Below are 21847 nucleotides of genomic sequence, written 5' to 3' on the forward strand. Positions count from 1 at the left end.
ATTTTTTTGTTATTTATCACAGATTTTATTTGTGATTTATTTGAAGCTTTCAGTTTTCTCGCTGTCTTTATTTTTTCTTATCTTGTTTTGATATGTTTAATAAATTGTCGGTTTTATCGCCTCATTTGCAGGTATACAAATTTCCTTTAGCTGTTGTTTGTTCTATTCTTCATAGATTTTCTGGCCTATTTCTTTTCTTTTATTCTGTCTTATTTTTAAATTGGTATTTTTTTTTCCTTTTTTATCCAGATAGTTTTATTTTTTCTTTATTTTCTTATTTTTCTCAAGGATGGATGTTTTTACTTTTATCACTTGGATTAATCTTTTCTGTTACTTATCATTCATTGAACGGTATTAGGCATCTTTTGTGGGATATGCGTTTTTTTATATCTTTACGATCTATTAAAATATCTAGCTTTATAGTTATATTTTTTGCTTTTCTATTGTCTGCATATTTAATTTTTTTATTTTTATATTGATATTTTATGTCTTCTGATAAAGCTTTCTCATTTTGGTGGCTGCAAAGATTAACGGCTGTTTTATTATCCGTTTTCTTTTTATGTTTTGTATTTTGCTGGTTCTTTGATGATTATGATCATCTTGAAATAGACTTTTTAATTTTGCATCCATTTTTATCTTTGAGCTTTTTTCTTACTGTTATTTATCATAGCTTTATTGGATTATATATTATTTTGGAAGATTATGTTCATAATCTTCTGCTCAGGCGTTTTTGTAATATATTTTTATATTCTTTTTTGATCTTATCTTCTGTTCAAGTTATTATGATTTTCACTCAACATTTCTTTATTGATGGAATTAGATGAGGATCTTGAGTGATAAATGGTAATAAAACTCGTGATATCTATTATTGTATTAGGAGAAATTTTTTATTTTCTATAGATAATTTGATATCTATTTCTGCTCCAAATTCTCTTTCAGATGAGATGAAATTGAAGATTAATTCTGCTGTGATGGAAGTAGAAATTGTTGATTCAAGATTTGATTTAAAGGCAGATTTTTCAACTAACCTTGCTTTTATATTATATAAATTTTTTGCAGACTCTTTTCTTTCTTTTGCAAATAAGATAAAAGATAAGCTGCTGGAGAATAAAGATTTTTCTTATGTTACAGTTTCAGATAATGGTTTTATAAATTTTTCTATTAATGATCGTCTGTGGAATTCTTTTTTTTATGAAATTATTTCGCAAAATTGTAATTTTGATGTATTAACTGAACGAAATAAATCAATTAACATTGAATTTGTATCAGCAAATCCTACCGGTCCTTTACATATTGGTCATACAAGAAATGCTGTTTTATTAGATGTATTAGCCAATGTATACACCTTCTATGGCTATGAAGTATGTAGAGAATATTATGTTAATGATATGGGTTCTCAAATTATCACACTTTTAGATTCTTGCTATTTGCGTTATAAGGAAGCTTTGGGTCACGATATAGATGCCATACCGCAGGGGTTATATCCTGGAGATTATTTAAAAAAAGTAGGAAAATACATTGTTTCAGAGCATGGAAATTCTCTTTTGAATCTTGAAAGGGAGAAATTTTTTGATGCTGTCAAAGACCAAGTTATCTTTTTTCTTTTGAAGGATATAAAAAAGCAGCTATTAAGATTGGGGATAAAACATGATAATTTTGTTTTCGAATCTTCACTACATAAAAATAGTGATTTTTCAAATGCCTTTAGATTACTAAAAGAGCAGGATCTAATATATGAATCTAATGTATTGACTGCTCCCAAAGGTGGAAATGATGCAATCAAGAAACAATGGGTGCAGAGAAAGACAACGTTGTTTCGCTCAACAAATTTTGGAGATGATGAAGATAGAATTTTACAGAAAGATACGGGAGAACCTACATATTTTGCATCTGATATCGCCTATCATTTTAATAAAGTACGAAGGGACTTTGATGAATTAATTATTGGTCTAGGAGAAGATCATAAGGGATATGTTAAGCGTATTAAGGGAGTGGTTACTGCTCTTACTGATTCTAAAAAAGATATAAAGGTAAAAATTTCTAATATAGTGAATTTTGTTAGAGGTTCAGAGCCTGTTAAAATGTCAAAAAGAGCTGGAAATTTTTTAACATTACAGAATGTTTTAGATGAAGTCCCTAAAGATTCAGTGCGATATACTATGATCAGTAGACGCTCTGATGTTATACTCGATTTTGATTTTGATAAATTCAAAGAGCAAAACAAACATAATCCTGTTTTTTATGTTCAGTATGCTTATGTGAGAATTTGTTCTGTCTTACGTAAGGTTGATTTTGATTACACTGATACTAATTCTATTGATGTTGCTGTTTTGAATAGCACACATGAGCGTAGGCTTATGAGGCTATTAGCAAGATTTTTATCTGTGATGGAAACTGTTTTTAAAAATTTGGAACCGCATTTGCTAACAGTTTTTGTGTATGACATTGCAGAGTCTATACACTCCCTCTGGAATGTAGGAGTACAAGATAATAACATGAGATTTATAATTCCTGATGATGAAAAATTGACTAAAAATAGAATATCTCTCTTATATTGTGCACAAATAGTAATGGGTAGAGTATTTGAAATTTTAGGATTGGAAGCTTTGGAGAGAATGTAATTTTTTCACTGATTCAATATCTTGGATGATTTGTTTTTTTAGTTCTTCTAGTGAATTGAATTTCATCTCTTCTCTTATAAATTCTTCAAATCCTACTGATATATCTTTGCCATATATATCAGCATCAAAATTGAAAATATGGGTCTCTATGATAATTTCTGGTTTGTTATCAAAAGTAGGACGCGTGCCTACATTCGTTATAGAACTATATATTTTTTGATCAATTATTGTATAGGTTTTATAAACACCTTTCTTAGGAGTAATCTGTTCTGCATCTATTTTTATGTTTGCCGTTGGAAAGCCTATTAATCTACCTCTTTTATTTCCTTCTATTACCTTATTTGATATTTCAAATATCCTGTTTAACATTTTATTATAGATACTTGGCTCTCCATCTTTTAAATATTTTCTGATATTTGATGAAGAGCATGTTTCTTTAGCTATTGTTAGTTCATTTAATTCTTGAAAATTGTATTTATACTTATCTTGTAGAGATCTCAGCATATCATTTGAACCCTTTCCATTCGTACCAAATCTGCAGTTATATCCTTGTACTATGAATTTCATGTTTAGTTTTTTGATTAATATTTCAGAGATAAAATCTTCACTTTCTATCTTTGAAAAAGATTCATCAAAATCTAATAAATATAAATAATCACAGTCTTGTTCTTTTAACAATTTCATCTTTGTTGTATTGTCATAAATAAGGAAATCACTTTCTTTTAATAAGAGGGTCTTTGGGTGATTGTTAAATGTTAAAATCACGGAAAGCAATCCTTTTTCTTTTGCTAGATTAGAAACAATTTTAAATATGTTTTGATGAGCAAAATGTACTCCATCAAAATTACCAAAAGTTACAACAGTTTTTAAATTACTAATTGGTCTTATTTTTCTGAAAATCTTCATGTAATTGTTTAACATTTATACTAATAACTTCTTGTAATTTTTGCAAAAATGTTTCTTTATCCATTGTGGCAGGATCTATTGCTTTTAAGCACTTTATTTTTATTGTTCCTGATTTTGGCATATGAAAGAAATTTCTTCCCATTAAATCAGATGAATGATGTGCTACAGGAAGAACGACAGTATTAGTTTTTTTTGCAATATAAAACACCCCAGGTTTGTATTCAATTTTCTTCTGATTATGATTCCTAGTGCCTTCAGGGAATAATATAATGGTTTTACCTCTTTTTACTCTGTCTTTACAGTGCATATAAGTTTCTTTGATATCTGTAATGCTAGATGAATCTTTATTTACTGGTATGTGTTGATTACGCATACTAATTCCGAGAGGAGTAAAAAATAAGGTCTTTTTTGCCAAAAAAACAGGGAATTTTTTAAAGGTGTTTGCGAGTATTAAGATATCCCCAGATGATTCATGATTTGAAGCAATAATAAAGTCTTTATTGTTTGGTATATGTTCTAATCCCTCTACAGCAGTCTTTATGTTTGTTATTTTAGTTAAGATGTTACATAAATTTCTAAAGTGTAGATGATAATTTATTTCTGGCATTTTTTTTGTATTACACCCGACTCGGAAAAAAGTCATTGATCTGCCTATAGGAACCGATGTTACCATAACAATTGCAGTGCAGAGGATATAAACACAATACCTAAAAATATATGTGATTTTGCCTAATAACGATTTCATAATATTTTCATAAAAATTACCTATTTATACTGCTACTATCTTTTTCTATCTGTGATAGATTACTTGCTTCATCTTGTGTAATTAATTCATTTATCATGTCCTCTATCTGTCCTTCTTTTACAAATTGATTAATCTTATAAAGAGTCAAGTTGATTCTATGATCAGTAACTCTTCCTTGAGGAAAATTATAAGTTCTTATTCTTTCAGATCTATCGCCTGAGCCAATTTGCTGCTTTCTCATTTCTGATATTTCAGTATTTTTCTTATTACGCTCACTTTCATATAATCTAGCACGCAATATTTTCAAAGCTTTTGCTTTATTTTTATGTTGTGATTTCTCATCTTGCTGTATGACAACAATCCCAGTCGGAATATGAGTTATTCTTACAGCACTATCAGTTGTATTAACAGATTGTCCTCCAGGGCCGCTTGAACGATATACATCAATTCTTAAATCTTTGTCTTGGATATTTATATCTACATCTTCCGCTTCAGGGAGAACAGCAACAGTTGCCGCCGATGTATGAACACGGCCAGCAGATTCAGTTTCAGGAATTCTTTGTACTCTATGGGTGCCAGATTCAAATTTTAACTTTGAAAATACCATTTGACCTTTGATTATCAAGCTAGCTTCTTTATATCCACCTAATTCGTTATGTGATATGTTAAGAATCTCAGTTTTCCAATTCATTCGTTCTGCATATTTTTGGTACATGCGAAACAAATCATATGCAAATAAAGATGCTTCATCGCCGCCAGTACCAGCACGTATTTCCATTATCACATTGCGCTGATCATCTTTATCTTTTGGGATTAAAGATGTTTTAATTTTTTTCTCAAGACTTGCTACTGTGCTTTGTAAATCAGATATTTCTTCTTTAAATAAAGATTTTAGATCATTGTCTAAATCAGGGTTCTTCATTTCACTCAGTGCATCTTCTAGTTGTCTTTTGTTAGCCAAATAATGCTGTGCTAAATCTGCTGTAGGTTTTATTTCAGAATATTCCTTGGACAGCGTTACCATTTCTTCTGCAGATAAATCAGATGCGTCCTGCATTTTTATTTCAATTTTTTTAAATTTATCAAGTAAATTATTAGAATAATCAGATAGATCCATAAATCAAAGAAAAAAAACGAACAAAATAATAACCTTCTAAGAGAATTTTAATATATATGTCATTATATGTATATACATTTTACATATTTTCAGTAGAACGTAGGACAAAAAACGTTTTTATATAGATTCTAAAAAGTTTCGGTATCTCTTATGGTTGATAATAATTGTTATAATTTTAATGACAATTTAAGCATTTTGGAGTCTAATTTTAGAGATAATTTAACACAAAAATTACTAAGTGTTAAAAGTACTTTACTCAAACTTAATTTAGATTTCTCCATTGACAATATATCGGCGCTCAACAATAAAAAAATAGAATGCATTGTTAGAGCATGTATGATGAATAATTTTACATTTGTCGGACAAAAATTATTGCAAGATATTACTGAATCTAAATTAACTGATTATATACTCGTTGGTGCTATGGTAAATGAGGGTTTTCTTTTGAGAGATACAAAAAAACTATCTTTCATTTTTGGATGATCATCAGGCTAGTTATATACTCAGAAAATGGCTTGATTTAGATTATTGCTCATGTTAGATTACTACGGGTTTGGAGTATTTATGATTGTCAGTGCCTAGAACCGTGATAATATTTTTGGGATTGGTCCCTGCTTGATCCCTGGATAATTCTATACAAGCAACACTCTATCCCACCTTGAACTTTTTGTTCAGGATCATTTGATGGTTATGAGTATTTTGAACCCCCTTGTTTTATAGTATATCAGGCTTATGAATGGTGTGAATAAGAAGGTCGTAGTTGTTTTCGGTGGAAGTGGATTTGTTGGAAGATATCTTGTGGAAATGCTTGTATCTGCTGGATATGTAGTTAAAATTTGTTCTCGTAATCCAGATCTACTCTCTGAACTATCAGTATCCGCAATCCCTGGACAAATCTTGTTTTTAAAATATAATCCTGAAAATATTGCTTCAATTGCTGCTTGTATAGGTGTCGGTGAAATAGTCGTTAATCTTGTAGGAGCTTCATATTCTTGTACATTATCTGAATCTAGAGCAATTAATGTGGATATAGCCGCAAATATTGCTCATGCAGCTTTAGAAAAAGAGGCGTCTCATATGTTGCATTTTTCCACGTTAATGGAAGATGCTAGCAAGAAGAATTATTATGTAAAGACAAAGTTAGAATCAGAAGATATTTTAAATGGAATAATAAGTAATTTGACGATAATTAAGTCAAGTTTTATCTATGGAAAGCGTGATCATTTTATTACCTATTTTTCAAGATTTATTAACTCTTTTTATCTATTGCCTTGGATAGGTGCAGGAAAAGCTAAGATACAACCAATTCATGTTACCGATGTTGTAACCTCGGTAATAAAGATTATCGATTCTAAAATGTATGGAACTTTTCAGCTTGCAGGTCCTGTTGTTTATTCTTTAAAAGACATTCTAGATTTTGTTATAGAATATAGTAGGCCTAAAAGAAATAGATTTGTTATCAGATTACCATCTTTTCTTTGTACTATTGTCGCTTATCCTTTAGAGCTAAAGGTTAGTCGCTTATTATCTAAATTTTTTCTAGGAAATTTTGAACCCATTATTACTAGACAGCACATTGCTATCTTTAAACAAAGTAATATTATTTCTACTTCTAATTTAATCAAAAATTTGGCTATAAAAACCAAGATATTTGACAATACAGCTAAGGACGTTCTAAACGGCTAGAATAATTTGCTTATTTAAGAATGTTATTATCATCTATATATTTTCTTATCATCTGTAGATCTTTCCACGCTATTACTTTTTGCTTCGGTTGTCTAAGCAAATACGAAGGATGAAATATAGCAGTAGTGGGGATTTCCTTTCTTGATATAGGATCAATATAAATAAAGAAATCTCCTCTCATTCTTGAAATTGAATTATTTGTTTTAATCAATGCATTTAATGCGGTTCCGCCAACTAATATTATTAATTTGGGATTGAACAGATTAATATGTTTTTCAACGATAGGTAAACAAGCATTGGATTCTTCTTCGGTTGGCCTTCTATTATTTGGAGGGCGCCAAAATATAGTATTTGTTATGTATATATCTTCTGCTCTGTAAAGATCTATTGATGCAAACATTTTATCTAATAATTTACCACTGGCTCCACAAAACGGAATACCTTGATCATCTTCACTTGCACCAGGAGCTTCTCCGATCACCATAATATTGGCATCTATATTCCCATCAGAAAAAACAGTATTTTTAGCTTCTTTCGCTATATTACATATACTGAGTTTATTGTTACATAAATGCTCTTTTAGATCATCTATACTATCTATGTTATTTAGGGCGTAGGAATTACTTTCAATTTCTTTTGAATTTAATGATACATTATTTTTTTGGGATGAAATTTCCTTCTTTTGGGTTGGAATTTTTAAATTTTTGAGCTTTTTTGTAGGAATCATAAGAGAAAAATCATTGCCAGTTTCTACATATATCTCCAACAGAACGTGTAGCATCAAAAAATCATTTTTCATACCAATGAAGTAAAGTTGAAAAGAATATACTTATAGTATAATTCACAAAACAGAAGCACGCTACTGTTACTCTTTTGATACCTTTATTTTATTTACTTTTTTTAGTGGCAGTAGATTTTTTTTTAGCAGGCTTAGGAGCATCTGTTTTATCTTTTGCTTCTATACCATTAGTTGTACTTTCTTCTTCAGCACTACGATGTTGTATTTCTAGATCTTTTTCCATTGCTGGCTTAACGCATCCAAGCCAGCACTTTATTTTCTTCATTATTGTAGAAACATTTCTTTCCATTTGTTATATTCCTCAAAGATTTATTCTAATTTAATATCTTGGTTATTGTCTGCTTTCTACTTTTTGATTGAGAGACTAAACTAATAAAATTCTACTATCTAAAAGTTAAAAAATTCTTATATCACTGAATTAATTAATAATGTTTTTTAATTGTATGATAGACGTCTTTTCTTTTGTGTTTTAATATATGGATATTTTTGATACAATCAAGGGTTATTTTTTCTTTATTGTTATCTTATGTCTGATTATTCCGCCAGCTCCATAAAAGTTTTGAAGGGTTTGGAAGCAGTAATAAAGCGTCCAGGTATGTATATTGGAGATACTGAAGATGGTTCAGGTCTGCACCACATGGTGTATGAAGTTGTAGATAATGCAATTGATGAATCATTAGCCGGACATTGTGATGAGATAAATATCATTATTAATAAAGATAATTCAGTTGTTGTTTCTGATAATGGTCGTGGTATACCTGTTGATATCCATGAAGAAGAAGGAGTTTCTGCTGCTGTTCTTATCATGACACAATTGCATGCTGGTGGAAAATTTGATCACAATTCATATAAGGTTTCAGGTGGATTACACGGGGTAGGTGTATCGGTTGTCAATGCTCTTTCAGAATACTTGAAATTAACAATATGGAGAGATGGAAAAGAATATTTGCTATCTTTTACCAAAGGTGTGCCAGATGGTGATATATCTGTGATTAGAGGCGGTATAGAAAAAACAGGAACAATGGTGGAATTTAAACCTTCTATAGAAGTTTTTGCCAGCATAGATTTATCTTTTAATACTCTAGAACAGCGTTTGAGAGAACTTTCATTTCTTAATGAAGGTGTATTAATTACATTAGAGGATTTGCGTCCCATAGAACCTCGTAAAATTGTCTTTGAAAAAAAAGAGGTAAATGAAGGATTAAAGAAATTTATAGATTATATATCAAAAGGAAAGGATTTTGTCATTAATGACATCTTGTTTTTTAGCGATATATCTTCTGATATTGAGGTTAATGTTGTTCTTAAATTCACTAAATCTTTTTATGAAAATATATTGTGTTTTACTAATAATATTCGCCAAAAAGATGGAGGAACGCATTTATCCGGGTTCAAAAATGCTATCACTAGATGTTTCAATAATTATGTTTCTATAAATAATCTAGGAAAAAAATTAAAATTCTCAATTATTGGAGAGGATATACGTGAAGGAATGCTTGCTATCATCTCAGTTAAGGTGCCAGATCCTAAATTCTCTTCACAAACAAAAGAAAAATTAGTAAGTGGAGAAGTTAGATCAGTTGTTGAAAAAGTTGTCTATAATAAACTTGGATCTTGGTTTGAAGAAAATCCAAAACAAGCAAAAGCAGTTTTTGATCGTGTGGTTGAATCAGCAATAGCACGTGAAGCAGCGCGAAAAGCTCGTGAATTGACAAGACGTAAAGGAGCTTTAGATACAATTAGTTTGCCTGGTAAATTAGCAGATTGCCAAGAGCGATCACCTGCTAATTCAGAGATATTCATTGTAGAGGGAGAATCAGCTGGAGGTTCTGCAAAACAGGGGAGAAGTAGATTTAATCAAGCTGTTTTACCTTTAAAGGGGAAAATATTAAACGTGGAAAAAGTACGCATAGATAAAGTAATGCATTCTCAGGAAATTATATGCCTTATTTCTGCATTGGGCTGTGGAATAGGAGATGATTTTGATATAGAGAAAATAAGATATCACAAAGTGATAATAATGACTGATGCCGATGTCGATGGGCTGCATATTAGAACTTTATTATTGACTTTCTTTTTCCGTTACATGCCAAAGATTATTGAGCATGGTTATTTATATATCGGACAACCTCCTTTATATCGTATATCTAGAGCCAATAAGGGTATTTATTTGCGCGATGATGAAGAATTATTATCCTATGTACTGAAGGAAAGCATAAGAAAATTCAAAATTTCTTTTGGTGATGTTGATCTATCAGGGGACGAGTTAGAGCAGTTTATTCTATCATGCCGTAATTTTAATTCTTCTATCATTTTTGATTTATATGATGTTCCAAAGAATTTATTGCAGCTTTTATTAATTGGTTATTATTGTGGGGATGTGCAGAATGCAAAATTTGATACAATAATTAACATTCTTAAGAAAGTAAACCCAATTGAAGATTGGACTATAGATGTGAAAGATGATGATTATATAATTTGTGCTTGTATGCGGAATGGTATCAAGCATAGTTATAAAGTGCGTTTTGATTATTTCTTAAAATTTGATCGCTATACCTCGATCATAGATTCTGCTAAGTATTTCTTGGAATCTGTATTTATACGTGGAAATAGCAAAAATACATATTTTTCTTCTCCAAGTGATTTCATACTTTTTACTGAAACAAAGATAAAAGAAGGCTCAACTTTACAGCGTTTTAAGGGGTTGGGTGAAATGAACCCAGATCAATTGTGGGATACTACATTAGATCCTAAAATTCGCAGTCTTTTGCAAGTCAGTATTGAAGATGCAGAAAATGCAGATCGTATTTTTAATATGCTTATGGGAGATAATGTAGCTCCCAGAAAAGAGTTCATTATGGAAAATGCTATACATACAATTATTGATACATAAGAAAATCAGAGTATCTACTTTGATTTTGCATATGGATTGTGACTCTTTGCTAATTTTATAGATATAGGAATTGCCTCTATCTTAAAAAATTCTCTCAGATTATTTCTTAGATAGCTTATATAGCTGTCTAATATCTGATCAGGATAATTGCAATATATTGTAAAATATAGAGGATTAATGCCAGATTGTACTATGTATTTGAAATTTATCGCCAATCTTTTATTGGTTAATGGATGAACATGTTTGCTACATGCTTCTTTTAACCATTTGTTTAATTTACTTGTAGTGAATTTACGCCGACTTTGCGTCTTTAAAATGTGAACAACATCCAGTATATCATCACATTGTTTATCCTTTAAAGCTGAGAAGAAAACTATGGGCGTTTTGTATACTAAGATCTTTTTACACTGATATTCAATATATTTTCTGATATCTTTGTCATCTTTGTTTTTTTTGATAATATCATATTTATTAGCTCCTATTATAACGATTTTTCCATTTTTAAGAGCATGATTAATTAAAATGAAATCTTGTTTATCAATGCCTCTTATTGCTTCAAACATAAATAAAACTACATCTATTTTTTTTATTGTAGCAATTGAGGTATAAGAACTAATTTTCTCTAAATTGTCTGTGATATTTCTTTTTTTGCGGACTCCTGGTGTATCAGTTAAGATAAATCTTTTATTTTTATGGATGAAATTGATATCTACAGAATCTCTGGTTGTACCAGGTTCATCTTGTGTAATCATTCTGTTTTCTTGAAGAATATTATTAATGAAAGTTGATTTTCCAACATTTGGTTTGCCTATTATGGCTAATTTAATTGTATCGTTTTCATCTAGTTCATTTTCAGATTCATCTATGTTTGAATAAAAATTTTCACATTCATCGATGATTATACTGTGTATATCTGCTATCCCTATGTTATGTTCTGCAGATATTTTTATATATTCATCAATGCCTAGAGATAGAAAATCACTAATATCATCGTTTTTCTTAATATCACATTTATTTATCAGCAAGACTATCCTGTGATTTGGCTTCTTACTGGTTTTTCTAATTAAAGAAAGTATTTCATAATCTTGTTTTAACAGATAATCTGCCACAACAAAGAGAATTACATCTGCGCATTGCAAGACAGTATCAGAAAATTCATTAGAAAAGAAGACTTTGTCTTCAAAACCTGCTGTATCATATATGTTAAATTTATAATCACCAAGCTCAACTGTTTCTTCAATGACATCACGTGTTACACCTGGTCTATCATAAACAATAGACTTTTTTTTATTAACTAATTTGTTATACAAAGTAGATTTCCCTACGTTTGCGCGTCCTAGAATTGCTACTTTTAACATTATTAGAATTGCCAGAAATTTTTCATTTTCTTTACAAATGCTTCAAATTTTGGATGACTGTTTGATTTACATTCTTTATCAAATTCTTCTAATAATTGCTTTTGTCTTTGATTTACATTAACAGGAATTTCCACTATTACATTTATTAATAAATCTCCTCTTACTGTGCTGTGTAATTTCATCATCCCTTTTCCTTTGACTCGTAATAATGATCCATGTTGAGTGCCTTCTGGAACATTTACTCGTATTTTTCCGCCATCAATAGAAGGAGATTCTATCTTACCACCCAGTATTGCAGTAGACATTTTAATTGGAATATCACAGCACAGGTTATTCCCTTGTCTTTTGAATATGTTGCTCGGACTGACAGTTATATATAAGAATAGATCCCCACTAGAGCCTCCTCTCATACCTGCTTCACCTGCATCTTTTATTCTTACTTTAAAACCATTATCAACACCTGCTGGAATTTTTGCATCAATATTTTTTTGTTTTTTATATCTTCCTTCTCCGCTACATTTTGTACATGGATCTTTTATAGTTTGACCTGTTCCATTACATGTATGACATGATCTTTCAACTGTAAAAAAGCCTTGTTGTAAGTGAATAACGCCATTCCCATTACATGTTGAGCATGTTTTATAAGGTATTGAAGAATTTGTGCTACCTCTGGCGTTGCAATTGTCGCATTTTACAAATGTTGAATATTTTATTGGTATTGTTGTTCCAGCAAAAGCTTGTTCCAAGGTTAAATTTAAGTCATATCTCAGGTCTGCACCATTTATTGCGCTACTCTTTTGTGATCTTCGGCTATTTGTTCTTCCGCCAAAAGAATGTCCAAATAGATCTTCAAATATTTCGGAAAAATCATTACCAAAGCCAGATGTTCCTCCAAATCCTCCTTGATGGCCAAATCCGCTATTTTCATCGGCATGTCCAAATCTGTCATATTGTTCTCTTTTTTTAGGATCTCCTAATACTTCATAAGCATTAGATATCTCTTTGAATTTTTCGCTTGCTGTTTGCTTATCGGTATTTTTATCAGGATGATATTTCAAGGCTAGTTTACGAAATTTTTTCTTGATCTCTTCTTGTGAAGCGCTGCGATCAATTCCCATTACTTCATAATAATCAGCTTTTTTTGTACTCATGATGAAACTTAATTTTAACTATGTATATTAATATGTATTTTTGCTAACAAAGATCTGTTTAGCTTTCTATTTTAATGAACAAAATGCGCACTGCCTAATGATCAGATTGTCCAATATCACACTACAATTATTGATATAAGCATAACAATTCATAAATCAAGGATACTTAAAAAAAATATTAAAAAAATTCTTTTTATATTTTTTAATAAATTTATTTATTAATTAATAACTTGTAAAATTATTTTATTTTTGTTAACATCTTTTTATAGGTATAGAAAATTTATATAATGCATCATTGTCTCTTCAGATAAAATAGATATTTTTATTTAAAAATGTTATACTAATATTAAAATAAATAACATTATTCTTGCTAAATAAATTTCTATATATAGAAATTTAAAAATACTCAAAAAAAATCATTAGTTTAAGACAAAATGACAACAGAAAACACAACACACAAAGACATCACATTAGATCTTGTAGGTACGAGAATACTAGATCTGATGTATAGCCATATATTCAATTTTTTACATCACACAACAGATAATAGAAATTTGGCACATTATTTATCTCGAAATATTGTAGTACATACTGGGCTACGCGGCAGTAATATAAATCAATTGGGTTTGTTGAGATATATTCGTATCTTAACATTTGCAACAATTAATGTTGCTATTAACTCTATAATAGGCTTGATAACACAGGCATTAGCTGTTGCATTAATTGCAGGTATTACTATCCCTTATAAGATGGTAGGTTTGCTTAATTCTTTCAAATCGTTTTTGACTCGTTCGGAAAATAATAATGCATCAACACAAATAGAAAGAAATGATACTATTATTGATAGTGACAGCGAAAATGATCATACTCAATGGGTAAATATTGGGACGAATGTTAATAGCAGTGGAGGTTATTATCGGCGCTCTATTTATGCGATGTTCAATATTTTTATATCAGATTTTGGCAACAATTTTATGTCAAGTATACAATCTTATTCAGAAGAATTGCGTGCAATTGATGAGAAACACAACCGAGATTCTTATTTTGTTAGTGCAACAGAAAAATTTGTACTGAGTATGTTGTTAAATCGCACACATATACATGGCTTATTAAGTTCTGCATATAATGGTGACAACTTATTGATATTCACTTTAAAAATAGGATTAGCAGTGCTAAATTGGGCTTCTCAATGTTTGATGTTAGTTACTGTTCCTATAATATTTGTTCTGCATACTACAATGCAAACTTTGTACAATGTAATGCTCAAAATAACAAGATCAAGTGATATTTTTAAAGTATCCGATTTTGATGAATTTAGCTATCTTTTATCTGCAACTTTAGAATGTAAAGGCACAAGTTTGGATGGACACAAAGAAACTGTTATGGGTGTGTTGAATAATTACATCGAACTCTTGCAAAAGAGAGAAATTATAGATGACAAAAGTGTAGACAAAATAAAGCAAACTTCTAATGAGAGAAACAATAAATGTACTACAAGTGAGATAAATGACGCAGAAGATAAATGGAATAAAATATTAATTCAACTTCCTGCTGAAGATAGAGAAATTGCTCTCTTGCTGAAACTTGTATTGCATGCTGATCATCAATATATGAATAAAGATGATAGTAGAGAAAAAAAGGTTGTCGCGCCTTCTCCTATGATGACTGTTGTCAAAAAAAGAGATTTAGAAGTTGTAAAATGTTCTGCTACTAATAGAGTAAATAACACATCAATAACAACTGAAAATATTCTTGATATGTTTAAATATCATGGTATTGAAGTTGTGAAAAATTTCTTAAATATTATCAAACATGACAAGAGAATTATTGCTAAAAAGCAATTATTAGATAAAGAATTTGAAAATATTTGTAGACTTAATGGTATAGGTGATATTGACAATATCAGACATTTTATGAAACATCATATGTTTCTTTATCCTGCTGTTGGTAATAATTTAGCGAAATTTGTTGCTCAAGAAGAGATGGTGACACCTATGGAACCTGATAATGAGACTATCAATGTAAAAGAACCTAAACTACGGAATTTAGTAGAATTTTTCGATATCAAAGATGTAGAATTGCAAAAACTTATTGATTTCTGTGTTAATAACGCAATTCTATCTGAATCAAACATACTGTGTATTTTTGTGGCTAAAGGAGAAGAGGGCTTAAAAAATTTTTTTTCAGACCATAAAATAGATGATTTATACAGTTGCATGGTACAAGCAGGGGGGGAAATAGAACTTTCTATAAGTGATATTTGTACTCTTAAGCGTGTTATCTATTTACTTAATGTAAAAAATAAATCGACACAACCTGCTTTTACTATAGAAAATGTAGTGCAAATGTTTACTCAAAATCATGGCTTTACTGATGATTTTAAAATTATTACCTTAAAATTAGAATTTTTTGAATTATTAAATTCAAGTACAGATTATTATGAAAGGGAATTTTGTAGATTTTTACTACAGAAAGGTCTAATAGATGATAGTATTTTCAATATATATTATGCTGACAATGAAAATGTCACAGCAAATATGATAATGCGTGATCTACATCTACAATTTTCTGGAGAGTCAAAATTAACAGATGACTTTATAGTACATTCTGCTTTGAAAGAATTAGAGGAAATGAGAGCTACAATTGATAGAGAGGAAAGCACAGAAGAAGTAGCATTAGATTGTTATAAAGCTGAGATTTTATTGCATTATTTTATGAGATATGCCCGGAATGCAGATGTCGATTTAATGCATTGTATACGTAATAGTTTACCAAAAATTGGTCATTCTGAAGGTGATTCTACAGGTGCTTTAGATAGCGAAGCATTTGACCAGATACGAAAACAAATTACGACGCAAGCTTTATTTTTACATTCAAAGAAGAAGGATGGTAATATTGAAGACATATTATTCTTTTTATTTTTGCTTGATGAATCTACTTTATCTGTAGACAATGAGGTGTTATTGAATCAAATGCTTGCAGTGGAAGATAATAGATCATTTAAGAAATTAGAAAATAATTTTTATCAACAATTAGACCAAGGATGGATTGAGAAAATAAAAGATATGATAAAAAGGCATGAAACTCCAGGGTTTAATAACTGGATACAATTTAACTTTAACAAAATGGGAAAGATAAGCGAATTTAATTCTTTAACAGGGTTTCGAGAGTCAGATGAAATCAAAAAAGCATATAAAGAAATTTTAATTGAAAAGATAAAAAATCCTTTTAATTTTGAATCTCGTAGACATCTTTTTCGTATGTTAATTGCCTTAGAAGTATATAACATATATAATCCTGAAATTGAAATGATAGCTCTTAACCAAATTACTTCGAAAAATAATCCTAGTTTTATGAATACGATGATGAAAGATTATTGTCAATCTCTTGGTTTGATAACTCAAGGATCAGAGCAACAAAATAATTTGACGATAGCAGGAGATGTTGCAAAGACACTTAAAGAGATATATGGTGATGTTTTTCGTTATATTGTAGGAAATGCTTCTGCTATCAAATCATTAGTGAACGGACCAACAATTACTTTAGACATCATAAGGAATACTGCTCCTGCATTACTTACTATGATCGGTACCAACAAAATGCCAGCAGTTCAAATTGCTCCTTTTGTATTAGAATTTTTAAATTCTAATATGTTAAAGTCGGAGATTAGTACATTACAAGTAATAGATGGTCATTCTGAAACAGAAGATTTGAAATCTTTGCAGAATGCATGTTCACAGATGCTTGCTTTAGTAATAGCAGTGTCTTCAACTGCATTGAGTAAAAATATTCCTTTAGGAAGCTTATTACCTAAATTAATTTTGCTTACATCTATAAGATCAGGATTGGCTGGCAATATATGTGCAAATATAGCTGGTGTGATACAAGATAGCAAAGTAGAAAAACATGAAGATACGAAAAGAAGCTACTGTCTTGAACAATGTGTTGCGATTGAGGTTGCTTATAATAGCTATTATCATGACGAATCTGATCTATCACCTAATGATATGACATTAAGTAGTGCTGCGCCAAGAGATGATAATCAAAGTCCAAGTAGCGGTCTTTTTGGAGCAATGGCACAGGGTGTTGGAGCATTAGCACAAATGTGGTTAGATGGTACAGGTGTTGATGACACATCCAATCAAGAAGAAGAGCCAGGCAGATTAATAATGTTTTAGGTCAGTAGTAAATATCGAATTATTGAATCATGGAATCATGCAGCACTAAATAGATGCTGCATTGATTGTCTATTTATAATCTGAATTTAGGCATAATTTTTTTGCATTTTCTGTTCCTATTTCTTTTGCTCTTTCAATTTTATCTGTTGTCTTGTTATAAAATATTCCTTTTTTTGTTCTTAGCATAGAATTAAATACTATTTTATCTGATTCAATAAATGCATACGCAGCCATTGGAACAGTACAGTCTGCATTAAGATACTTCATAAATGCTCTTTCTGCAATGCTGCACAACATCGTTTCTTTATCAGATATCTGACTAATAATATTCATTATATAATCATCATCCTTCCTACACTGCAAAGCTATTGTGCCTTGACCAGGTGATGGAATAAATTGGGCAGTATTTATTTGCGACATTTTCATTTTCAAATTATCACGAATATGATTTTTAATATTTATTCTTTCAATTCCAGCTTGTGCTAATATTATTCCATCTAATAAAAGGGTTTTTTCTATCCTAGAATCAATGTTACCTCTTATATTAATGAATTTACACTTATCTTCTAAAAAAGTTTGCCTACGATAAGAAGAGGTGCCTATTATTGCATTATGTTTTAATTCATTTATAGAGCTAAATTTTTTGGATATTAAAACATCATTAGGAAAATTTCTTTTTAGAGTACAGGGTATAGATAATCTATCATCAATAAATGCTGGAATATCTTTTAGAGAATGTACTGCCAGATGTATTGTTTTGTTTAATAATTTTTCTTCGATTTTTTTTACAAACAGAGCTTTCCCTCCGTATTCGCTAATTTTCGACCTGATTCTATCGCCGGAAGTTTTGATCCCTATGATATCACACTTATGTCCCAGTGATTCAAGCATATTTTTTGCTATTTCTGCCTGTTTAATCGCAAGTGTACTACTTCTCGACCCAATTTTAATACATTCCATATTTATTGATATCGCTATAAACTATTTCTTGGCATAATTAAAAGAATTAATTGGCTTTATGAAGCAGAAAAACAAGCTTTGTATTAAAAATAACAACACTAGAGATACCTCTTCAATTTCAATATCTGCCCTCTGAACTTTGTTAGATAACCTGAGCAATCAAAAATAAAACCCTCTATGCAGGATGTTAACATAAAAATTTCTTTTATTACAGATGCGGAACTATTTGTTAAAGTATAATATGATTTGTTGATTTTTTATTTTATGTGAATGTCAAAAAATATTGATTCATACGCTTTGGATATTCAAAATTCTGTTTGGATAGATGCAAATGCTGGAAGTGGTAAGACCCATTTGTTGACGTTTCGTATAATAAAAATGTTATTGATGGGAAAGCGCAATATATTGTGTCTTACTTTTACAAATGCTGCTAGAGAAGAAATGTTTAGCAGGATAAGTCAAAAACTAACTAATTTAGCTTCTTTATCAGATGAAGATCTAAATTTAGAATGTAAGAATATTATTGGTTATTTTCCTCATAATAACGTTTTAAACAATGCTCGGATTCTACATAATAGTTTTCGAAGCTACGTCAATATACATACAATACATTCCTTTTGTATTTCCTTGTTGCGTGATGAAAATCTGTTAGGGAATTTTCAAATTCTTACGGAAAATAAAGATTTTTTATATAAGCGCTCATTAATTTCAGTATTATCAAGTGAAAAAAATGAAATATTGAAGTTGGACTTTTCTAGATTATTAAAGATATTCGATGATCTATTTTGTAATTTTCATATTACAAATTTTCAAGATTCCAAGGCAATTACAGATTTCTTCTACTCTTCTTTATGCGATTTGTATCAATTTGAAACAACAGATTTATCTGAAATAGACAATGAGATATCTGGGGCTGTGGATTTGTTAACTCAAAATCTGGAATTATATATAAATTCCTATGAACCTACAGAATCTTTACAAAAATTTTATAACAAATTAAAAGCATCAAAAAGTGATTTATCTGAGATATTTTTAACCAAGACACTATCACCAAGAAAGAAGATGATCAAAAAAAAAGATAAATTACCAGAGATTTGTTTGCAATTGATTTTTGATATTCAGCAATTATTACAGAAGAAAAAAAATGCTGAATTTGAAAGAAGTATAATATCTGATACACAAGAATTGATAGAATTGATATGTAAGGTTTCCCGTCATTATTTTTGGCTAAAGGGCGGTAAGATAACTTATGATGAGATATTATATTTCTTCTTGTTATATACAAAAGATCATGAACGAAGTGGTATAATTTTTGCCTTATACGGTAATGTGGAACATGTCTTGATTGATGAATCACAAGATAATTCTTTTTTGCAGTGGGAAATAATACGCAAAATCGCTTGGGATATATTATCTCAGCATAGAGATAATACAATTTTTGTTGTTGGCGATATTAAACAATCTATTTATAATTTTCAGGGTTCTAAGCCAGAGTATTTTATAAAAAGCCGTATACAATTTACTCAATATTTAAATACTTTGAACAAAAATATTCATTATGCTCAATCTCAGAATTCATATCGATCTTCTCGACTTGTTTTGGATTTTTTAGACACATTGATAAATTCCAATGATAATTTACATAAGCACTTAAATAATGATACAGATGTTGATATTAAACACTATGCAGTTCATGATAAATATGGGGAAATAAACATCTATTTTCCTAAGAAAAAAGATGTTCTAGAAGATGATTTTATAAGATCTTTATTGCTTGGATATCAAGATAGTTCGGAGTATCAGACAGCAAAAAATGTTGTAGATAAAATACTGAGTTATGTAGATCAGAAAGTAGATTTAAGCGATATCATGATCTTAGTTAGAAAAAGAGTTTCAAACTTTTATCGCTATTTGACTCATTTGTTAAATTGTGCCAAATTACCTTATTCAGTTGATAAAATAGATAGCAATAACATCGTTATTAAGTGGGTTTCACTTATAGCAAAATTCTTATTATCACCTAATGATCATAGTATTCTAATTTCGTTATTGAGATTCCCTCCTTTTTGTCTTTCAGAAGAAGATATCTTTAAAATATGCAATGCTAAAATCAGTGTGGAAAAAGGTATTTTATACACTATTAACTCTCATTACGCTGAAAATTATACAATCCTTTCTTCCTGGCTATACAGTAGAGATGAATCAGTATTTTTCATCTTGAAAAGGATATTCAATATAGAAATGTTAAACGCTATAGATGATTTCTTTGGATTCGGGAGTAGCAATATTATTGATTCTTTTTTATCTCAAATTAGAGAAATATCTGATTTCACTACTCTTTTGAATATATTGCCTTCTCTTAGTTTTAACATTGAATACAATAACACAAAACATAGTGCTATAAGATTAAGAACAGTACATAATGCAAAGGGTTTGCAAGCGCCAATTATAATTTTTGCGGATAAAGATTCTTATGATGTTAATCCTTTAGGGAGTACGTTAATTTCTCAAAATAATAATATTTTTTTGCATAGCAATGACGGTTGGGGAGGTTTCTTATCTGATGATGATGAAACTTTACCTATTTTTCGTTTTATATATCAACAGAAACAAATTTTAGAAAAAGAACTATATGGAGAGTATTTGCGTTGTATATATGTTGCTCTTACTAGGGCGGAGTCAATTTTAAATTTGTTTTTCTGGAGCAGTGAAAAAGCTTCATCCAAGCAAAATGAATCGCTCTGTTCTATATTGTATGATAATAAAGAAAAATTGTGTCATTATTTTAATAATAAGCATAACTATGCTTTATCATGTGCTGAAAATAATTTTTCTATACAATATGGGGATAAATTTGTCTCTGGAGATATATTAGTACAGAAGAAAACAATTGATAAAGGTAGATTAATAGAGCTTAAATTTAACCCAATTAATGAAACAGAAGATAGGCAAAAATCTAAAATAAACATTGCTTCTGATCGTGGGAAATTTATTCATATGCTATTTGAACATGTTATGTATATTAATTTTGATAAACAAGATGCTTGGATAAAAAATATGTTGAATCAGCATATTGGCTCCTGTTTATTAAAAGATGATTTGTCTTATCTAACTTATAAAATTAAGCTGTCTGTTAGATTATGTAAGGAGAATTTTTCGGGAGAGGAATTTTCTGAGATTGAATTTATAGATGCCAATAACAATATAAAGCGTATAGATAGGTTTTATATTGATAAAACGAGAAAACTTATTTCTATTCTAGAGTTGAAAACAGGGCATTATGTGCGTTCTTCTGACTATTATCAACAAGCTATTGGATATGTGAATATCTTAAGAAACATATATAGCGATTACAATATTATTGCCTATATATTTTGGTTTGATTATGGGTTTTTTGAGGAAATTTATAAGACTAATTGTGGGAATTGAAGAT

At 29.8% G+C, this 21847-nt stretch carries 16 protein-coding genes; 8 read left to right on the forward strand and 8 right to left on the reverse strand.

Annotation, left to right across the window (positions count from 1 at the left end):
* Positions 1–92: 92 nt before the first annotated feature.
* The 3 genes from sdhC to GUI12_01235 are packed head-to-tail and all read left to right on the forward strand — an operon-like array spanning position 93 to position 2621.
* Complete coding sequence (gene sdhC, locus GUI12_01225) at positions 93–479, forward strand: succinate dehydrogenase, cytochrome b556 subunit (GenBank protein ID UAT42778.1); 387 nt, start codon at positions 93–95, stop codon at positions 477–479.
* 6 nt (positions 480–485) lie between these two features.
* Positions 486–824, forward strand: a complete 339-nt coding sequence (sdhD, locus tag GUI12_01230) for a succinate dehydrogenase, hydrophobic membrane anchor protein (GenBank protein ID UAT42779.1) — start codon at positions 486–488, stop codon at positions 822–824.
* 9 nt (positions 825–833) lie between these two features.
* Complete coding sequence (locus GUI12_01235; GenBank protein UAT42780.1) at positions 834–2621, forward strand: arginine--tRNA ligase; 1788 nt, start codon at positions 834–836, stop codon at positions 2619–2621.
* Here the strand turns inward: GUI12_01235 and GUI12_01240 are convergent.
* The 3 genes from GUI12_01240 to prfA all read right to left on the reverse strand — a co-directional run bounded on the left by GUI12_01240 (position 2592) and on the right by prfA (position 5389).
* A complete protein-coding gene (locus GUI12_01240) occupies positions 2592–3527 on the reverse strand; it encodes a bifunctional riboflavin kinase/FAD synthetase (protein UAT42781.1) in 936 nt (311 codons plus the stop codon). The two genes, GUI12_01235 and GUI12_01240, sit on opposite strands and share 30 nt — an antisense overlap.
* Positions 3496–4200, reverse strand: a complete 705-nt coding sequence (locus GUI12_01245) for a 1-acyl-sn-glycerol-3-phosphate acyltransferase (GenBank protein UAT42782.1) — start codon at positions 4198–4200, stop codon at positions 3496–3498. Before GUI12_01245 ends, GUI12_01240 begins: the two co-directional genes overlap by 32 nt.
* Positions 4201–4288: 88 nt before the next feature.
* Complete coding sequence (gene prfA / locus GUI12_01250) at positions 4289–5389, reverse strand: peptide chain release factor 1 (GenBank protein ID UAT42783.1); 1101 nt, start codon at positions 5387–5389, stop codon at positions 4289–4291.
* Between the two features lie 150 nt (positions 5390–5539).
* Here prfA and GUI12_01255 point away from each other — a divergent pair, with 150 nt between their 5' ends.
* Positions 5540–5872 (forward strand): hypothetical protein, encoded by a 333-nt coding sequence (locus GUI12_01255; GenBank protein ID UAT42784.1) that lies wholly within the window; start codon positions 5540–5542, stop codon positions 5870–5872.
* Between the two features lie 249 nt (positions 5873–6121).
* A complete protein-coding gene (locus tag GUI12_01260) occupies positions 6122–7075 on the forward strand; it encodes an NAD-dependent epimerase/dehydratase family protein (GenBank protein UAT42785.1) in 954 nt (317 codons plus the stop codon).
* 10 nt (positions 7076–7085) lie between these two features.
* On the opposite strand, the gene GUI12_01265 is transcribed toward GUI12_01260, so the two are convergent.
* Positions 7086–7802, reverse strand: coding sequence for a uracil-DNA glycosylase (locus GUI12_01265; protein ID UAT43435.1), 717 nt, complete (start codon positions 7800–7802; stop codon positions 7086–7088).
* 160 nt (positions 7803–7962) lie between these two features.
* Entirely contained in the window at positions 7963–8163 is a 201-nt protein-coding gene (locus GUI12_01270) for a hypothetical protein (GenBank protein ID UAT42786.1), read from the reverse strand.
* A 237-nt stretch (positions 8164–8400) separates the two neighbouring features.
* On the opposite strand from GUI12_01270, the gene gyrB reads away from it, so the two are divergent.
* Positions 8401–10767 (forward strand): DNA topoisomerase (ATP-hydrolyzing) subunit B, encoded by a 2367-nt coding sequence (gene gyrB / locus GUI12_01275; GenBank protein UAT42787.1) that lies wholly within the window; start codon positions 8401–8403, stop codon positions 10765–10767.
* Positions 10768–10781: 14 nt separating this feature from the next.
* Here the strand turns inward: gyrB and der are convergent, their stop codons facing one another.
* Together der and dnaJ are read right to left on the reverse strand one after the other, a co-directional pair.
* Entirely contained in the window at positions 10782–12125 is a 1344-nt protein-coding gene (gene der / locus GUI12_01280) for a ribosome biogenesis GTPase Der (protein ID UAT42788.1), read from the reverse strand.
* A 2-nt stretch (positions 12126–12127) separates the two neighbouring features.
* The gene (gene dnaJ / locus GUI12_01285; protein ID UAT42789.1) at positions 12128–13276 is read right to left on the reverse strand and encodes a molecular chaperone DnaJ; all 1149 of its coding nucleotides are present in this window, start codon (positions 13274–13276) and stop codon (positions 12128–12130) included.
* Between the two features lie 434 nt (positions 13277–13710).
* Here dnaJ and GUI12_01290 point away from each other — a divergent pair, with 434 nt between their 5' ends.
* Positions 13711–17454 (forward strand): hypothetical protein, encoded by a 3744-nt coding sequence (locus tag GUI12_01290; protein ID UAT42790.1) that lies wholly within the window; start codon positions 13711–13713, stop codon positions 17452–17454.
* 69 nt (positions 17455–17523) lie between these two features.
* Here GUI12_01290 and hemC read toward each other — a convergent pair whose 3' ends face one another.
* Positions 17524–18414 carry a hydroxymethylbilane synthase gene (hemC, locus tag GUI12_01295; GenBank protein UAT42791.1) on the reverse strand — a complete coding sequence of 297 codons (891 nt, stop codon included), beginning with the start codon at positions 18412–18414 and terminating at the stop codon, positions 17524–17526.
* Positions 18415–18684: 270 nt separating this feature from the next.
* Here hemC and GUI12_01300 point away from each other — a divergent pair, with 270 nt between their 5' ends.
* Complete coding sequence (locus GUI12_01300) at positions 18685–21843, forward strand: UvrD-helicase domain-containing protein (protein UAT42792.1); 3159 nt, start codon at positions 18685–18687, stop codon at positions 21841–21843.
* Positions 21844–21847 lie beyond the last annotated feature (4 nt).

This window comes from Anaplasmataceae bacterium AB001_6 (genome assembly GCA_020002265.1).
GTDB lineage: Bacteria > Pseudomonadota > Alphaproteobacteria > Rickettsiales > Anaplasmataceae > AB001-6.

Coding starts and splice junctions, on each gene's coding strand:
- GUI12_01300 (UAT42792.1), top strand. CDS start 18,685: ATGTCAAAAAATATTGATTCATACGCTTTGGATATTCAAAATTCTGTT.
- sdhD (UAT42779.1), top strand. CDS start 486: ATGTCTTCTGATAAAGCTTTCTCATTTTGGTGGCTGCAAAGATTAACG.
- dnaJ (UAT42789.1), bottom strand. CDS start 13,276: ATGAGTACAAAAAAAGCTGATTATTATGAAGTAATGGGAATTGATCGC.
- GUI12_01265 (UAT43435.1), bottom strand. CDS start 7,802: ATGATTCCTACAAAAAAGCTCAAAAATTTAAAAATTCCAACCCAAAAG.
- GUI12_01290 (UAT42790.1), top strand. CDS start 13,711: ATGACAACAGAAAACACAACACACAAAGACATCACATTAGATCTTGTA.
- prfA (UAT42783.1), bottom strand. CDS start 5,389: ATGGATCTATCTGATTATTCTAATAATTTACTTGATAAATTTAAAAAA.
- GUI12_01240 (UAT42781.1), bottom strand. CDS start 3,527: ATGAAGATTTTCAGAAAAATAAGACCAATTAGTAATTTAAAAACTGTT.
- hemC (UAT42791.1), bottom strand. CDS start 18,414: ATGGAATGTATTAAAATTGGGTCGAGAAGTAGTACACTTGCGATTAAA.
- GUI12_01245 (UAT42782.1), bottom strand. CDS start 4,200: ATGGTAACATCGGTTCCTATAGGCAGATCAATGACTTTTTTCCGAGTC.
- GUI12_01270 (UAT42786.1), bottom strand. CDS start 8,163: ATGGAAAGAAATGTTTCTACAATAATGAAGAAAATAAAGTGCTGGCTT.
- GUI12_01255 (UAT42784.1), top strand. CDS start 5,540: ATGGTTGATAATAATTGTTATAATTTTAATGACAATTTAAGCATTTTG.
- gyrB (UAT42787.1), top strand. CDS start 8,401: ATGTCTGATTATTCCGCCAGCTCCATAAAAGTTTTGAAGGGTTTGGAA.
- der (UAT42788.1), bottom strand. CDS start 12,125: ATGTTAAAAGTAGCAATTCTAGGACGCGCAAACGTAGGGAAATCTACT.
- sdhC (UAT42778.1), top strand. CDS start 93: ATGTTTAATAAATTGTCGGTTTTATCGCCTCATTTGCAGGTATACAAA.
- GUI12_01260 (UAT42785.1), top strand. CDS start 6,122: ATGAATGGTGTGAATAAGAAGGTCGTAGTTGTTTTCGGTGGAAGTGGA.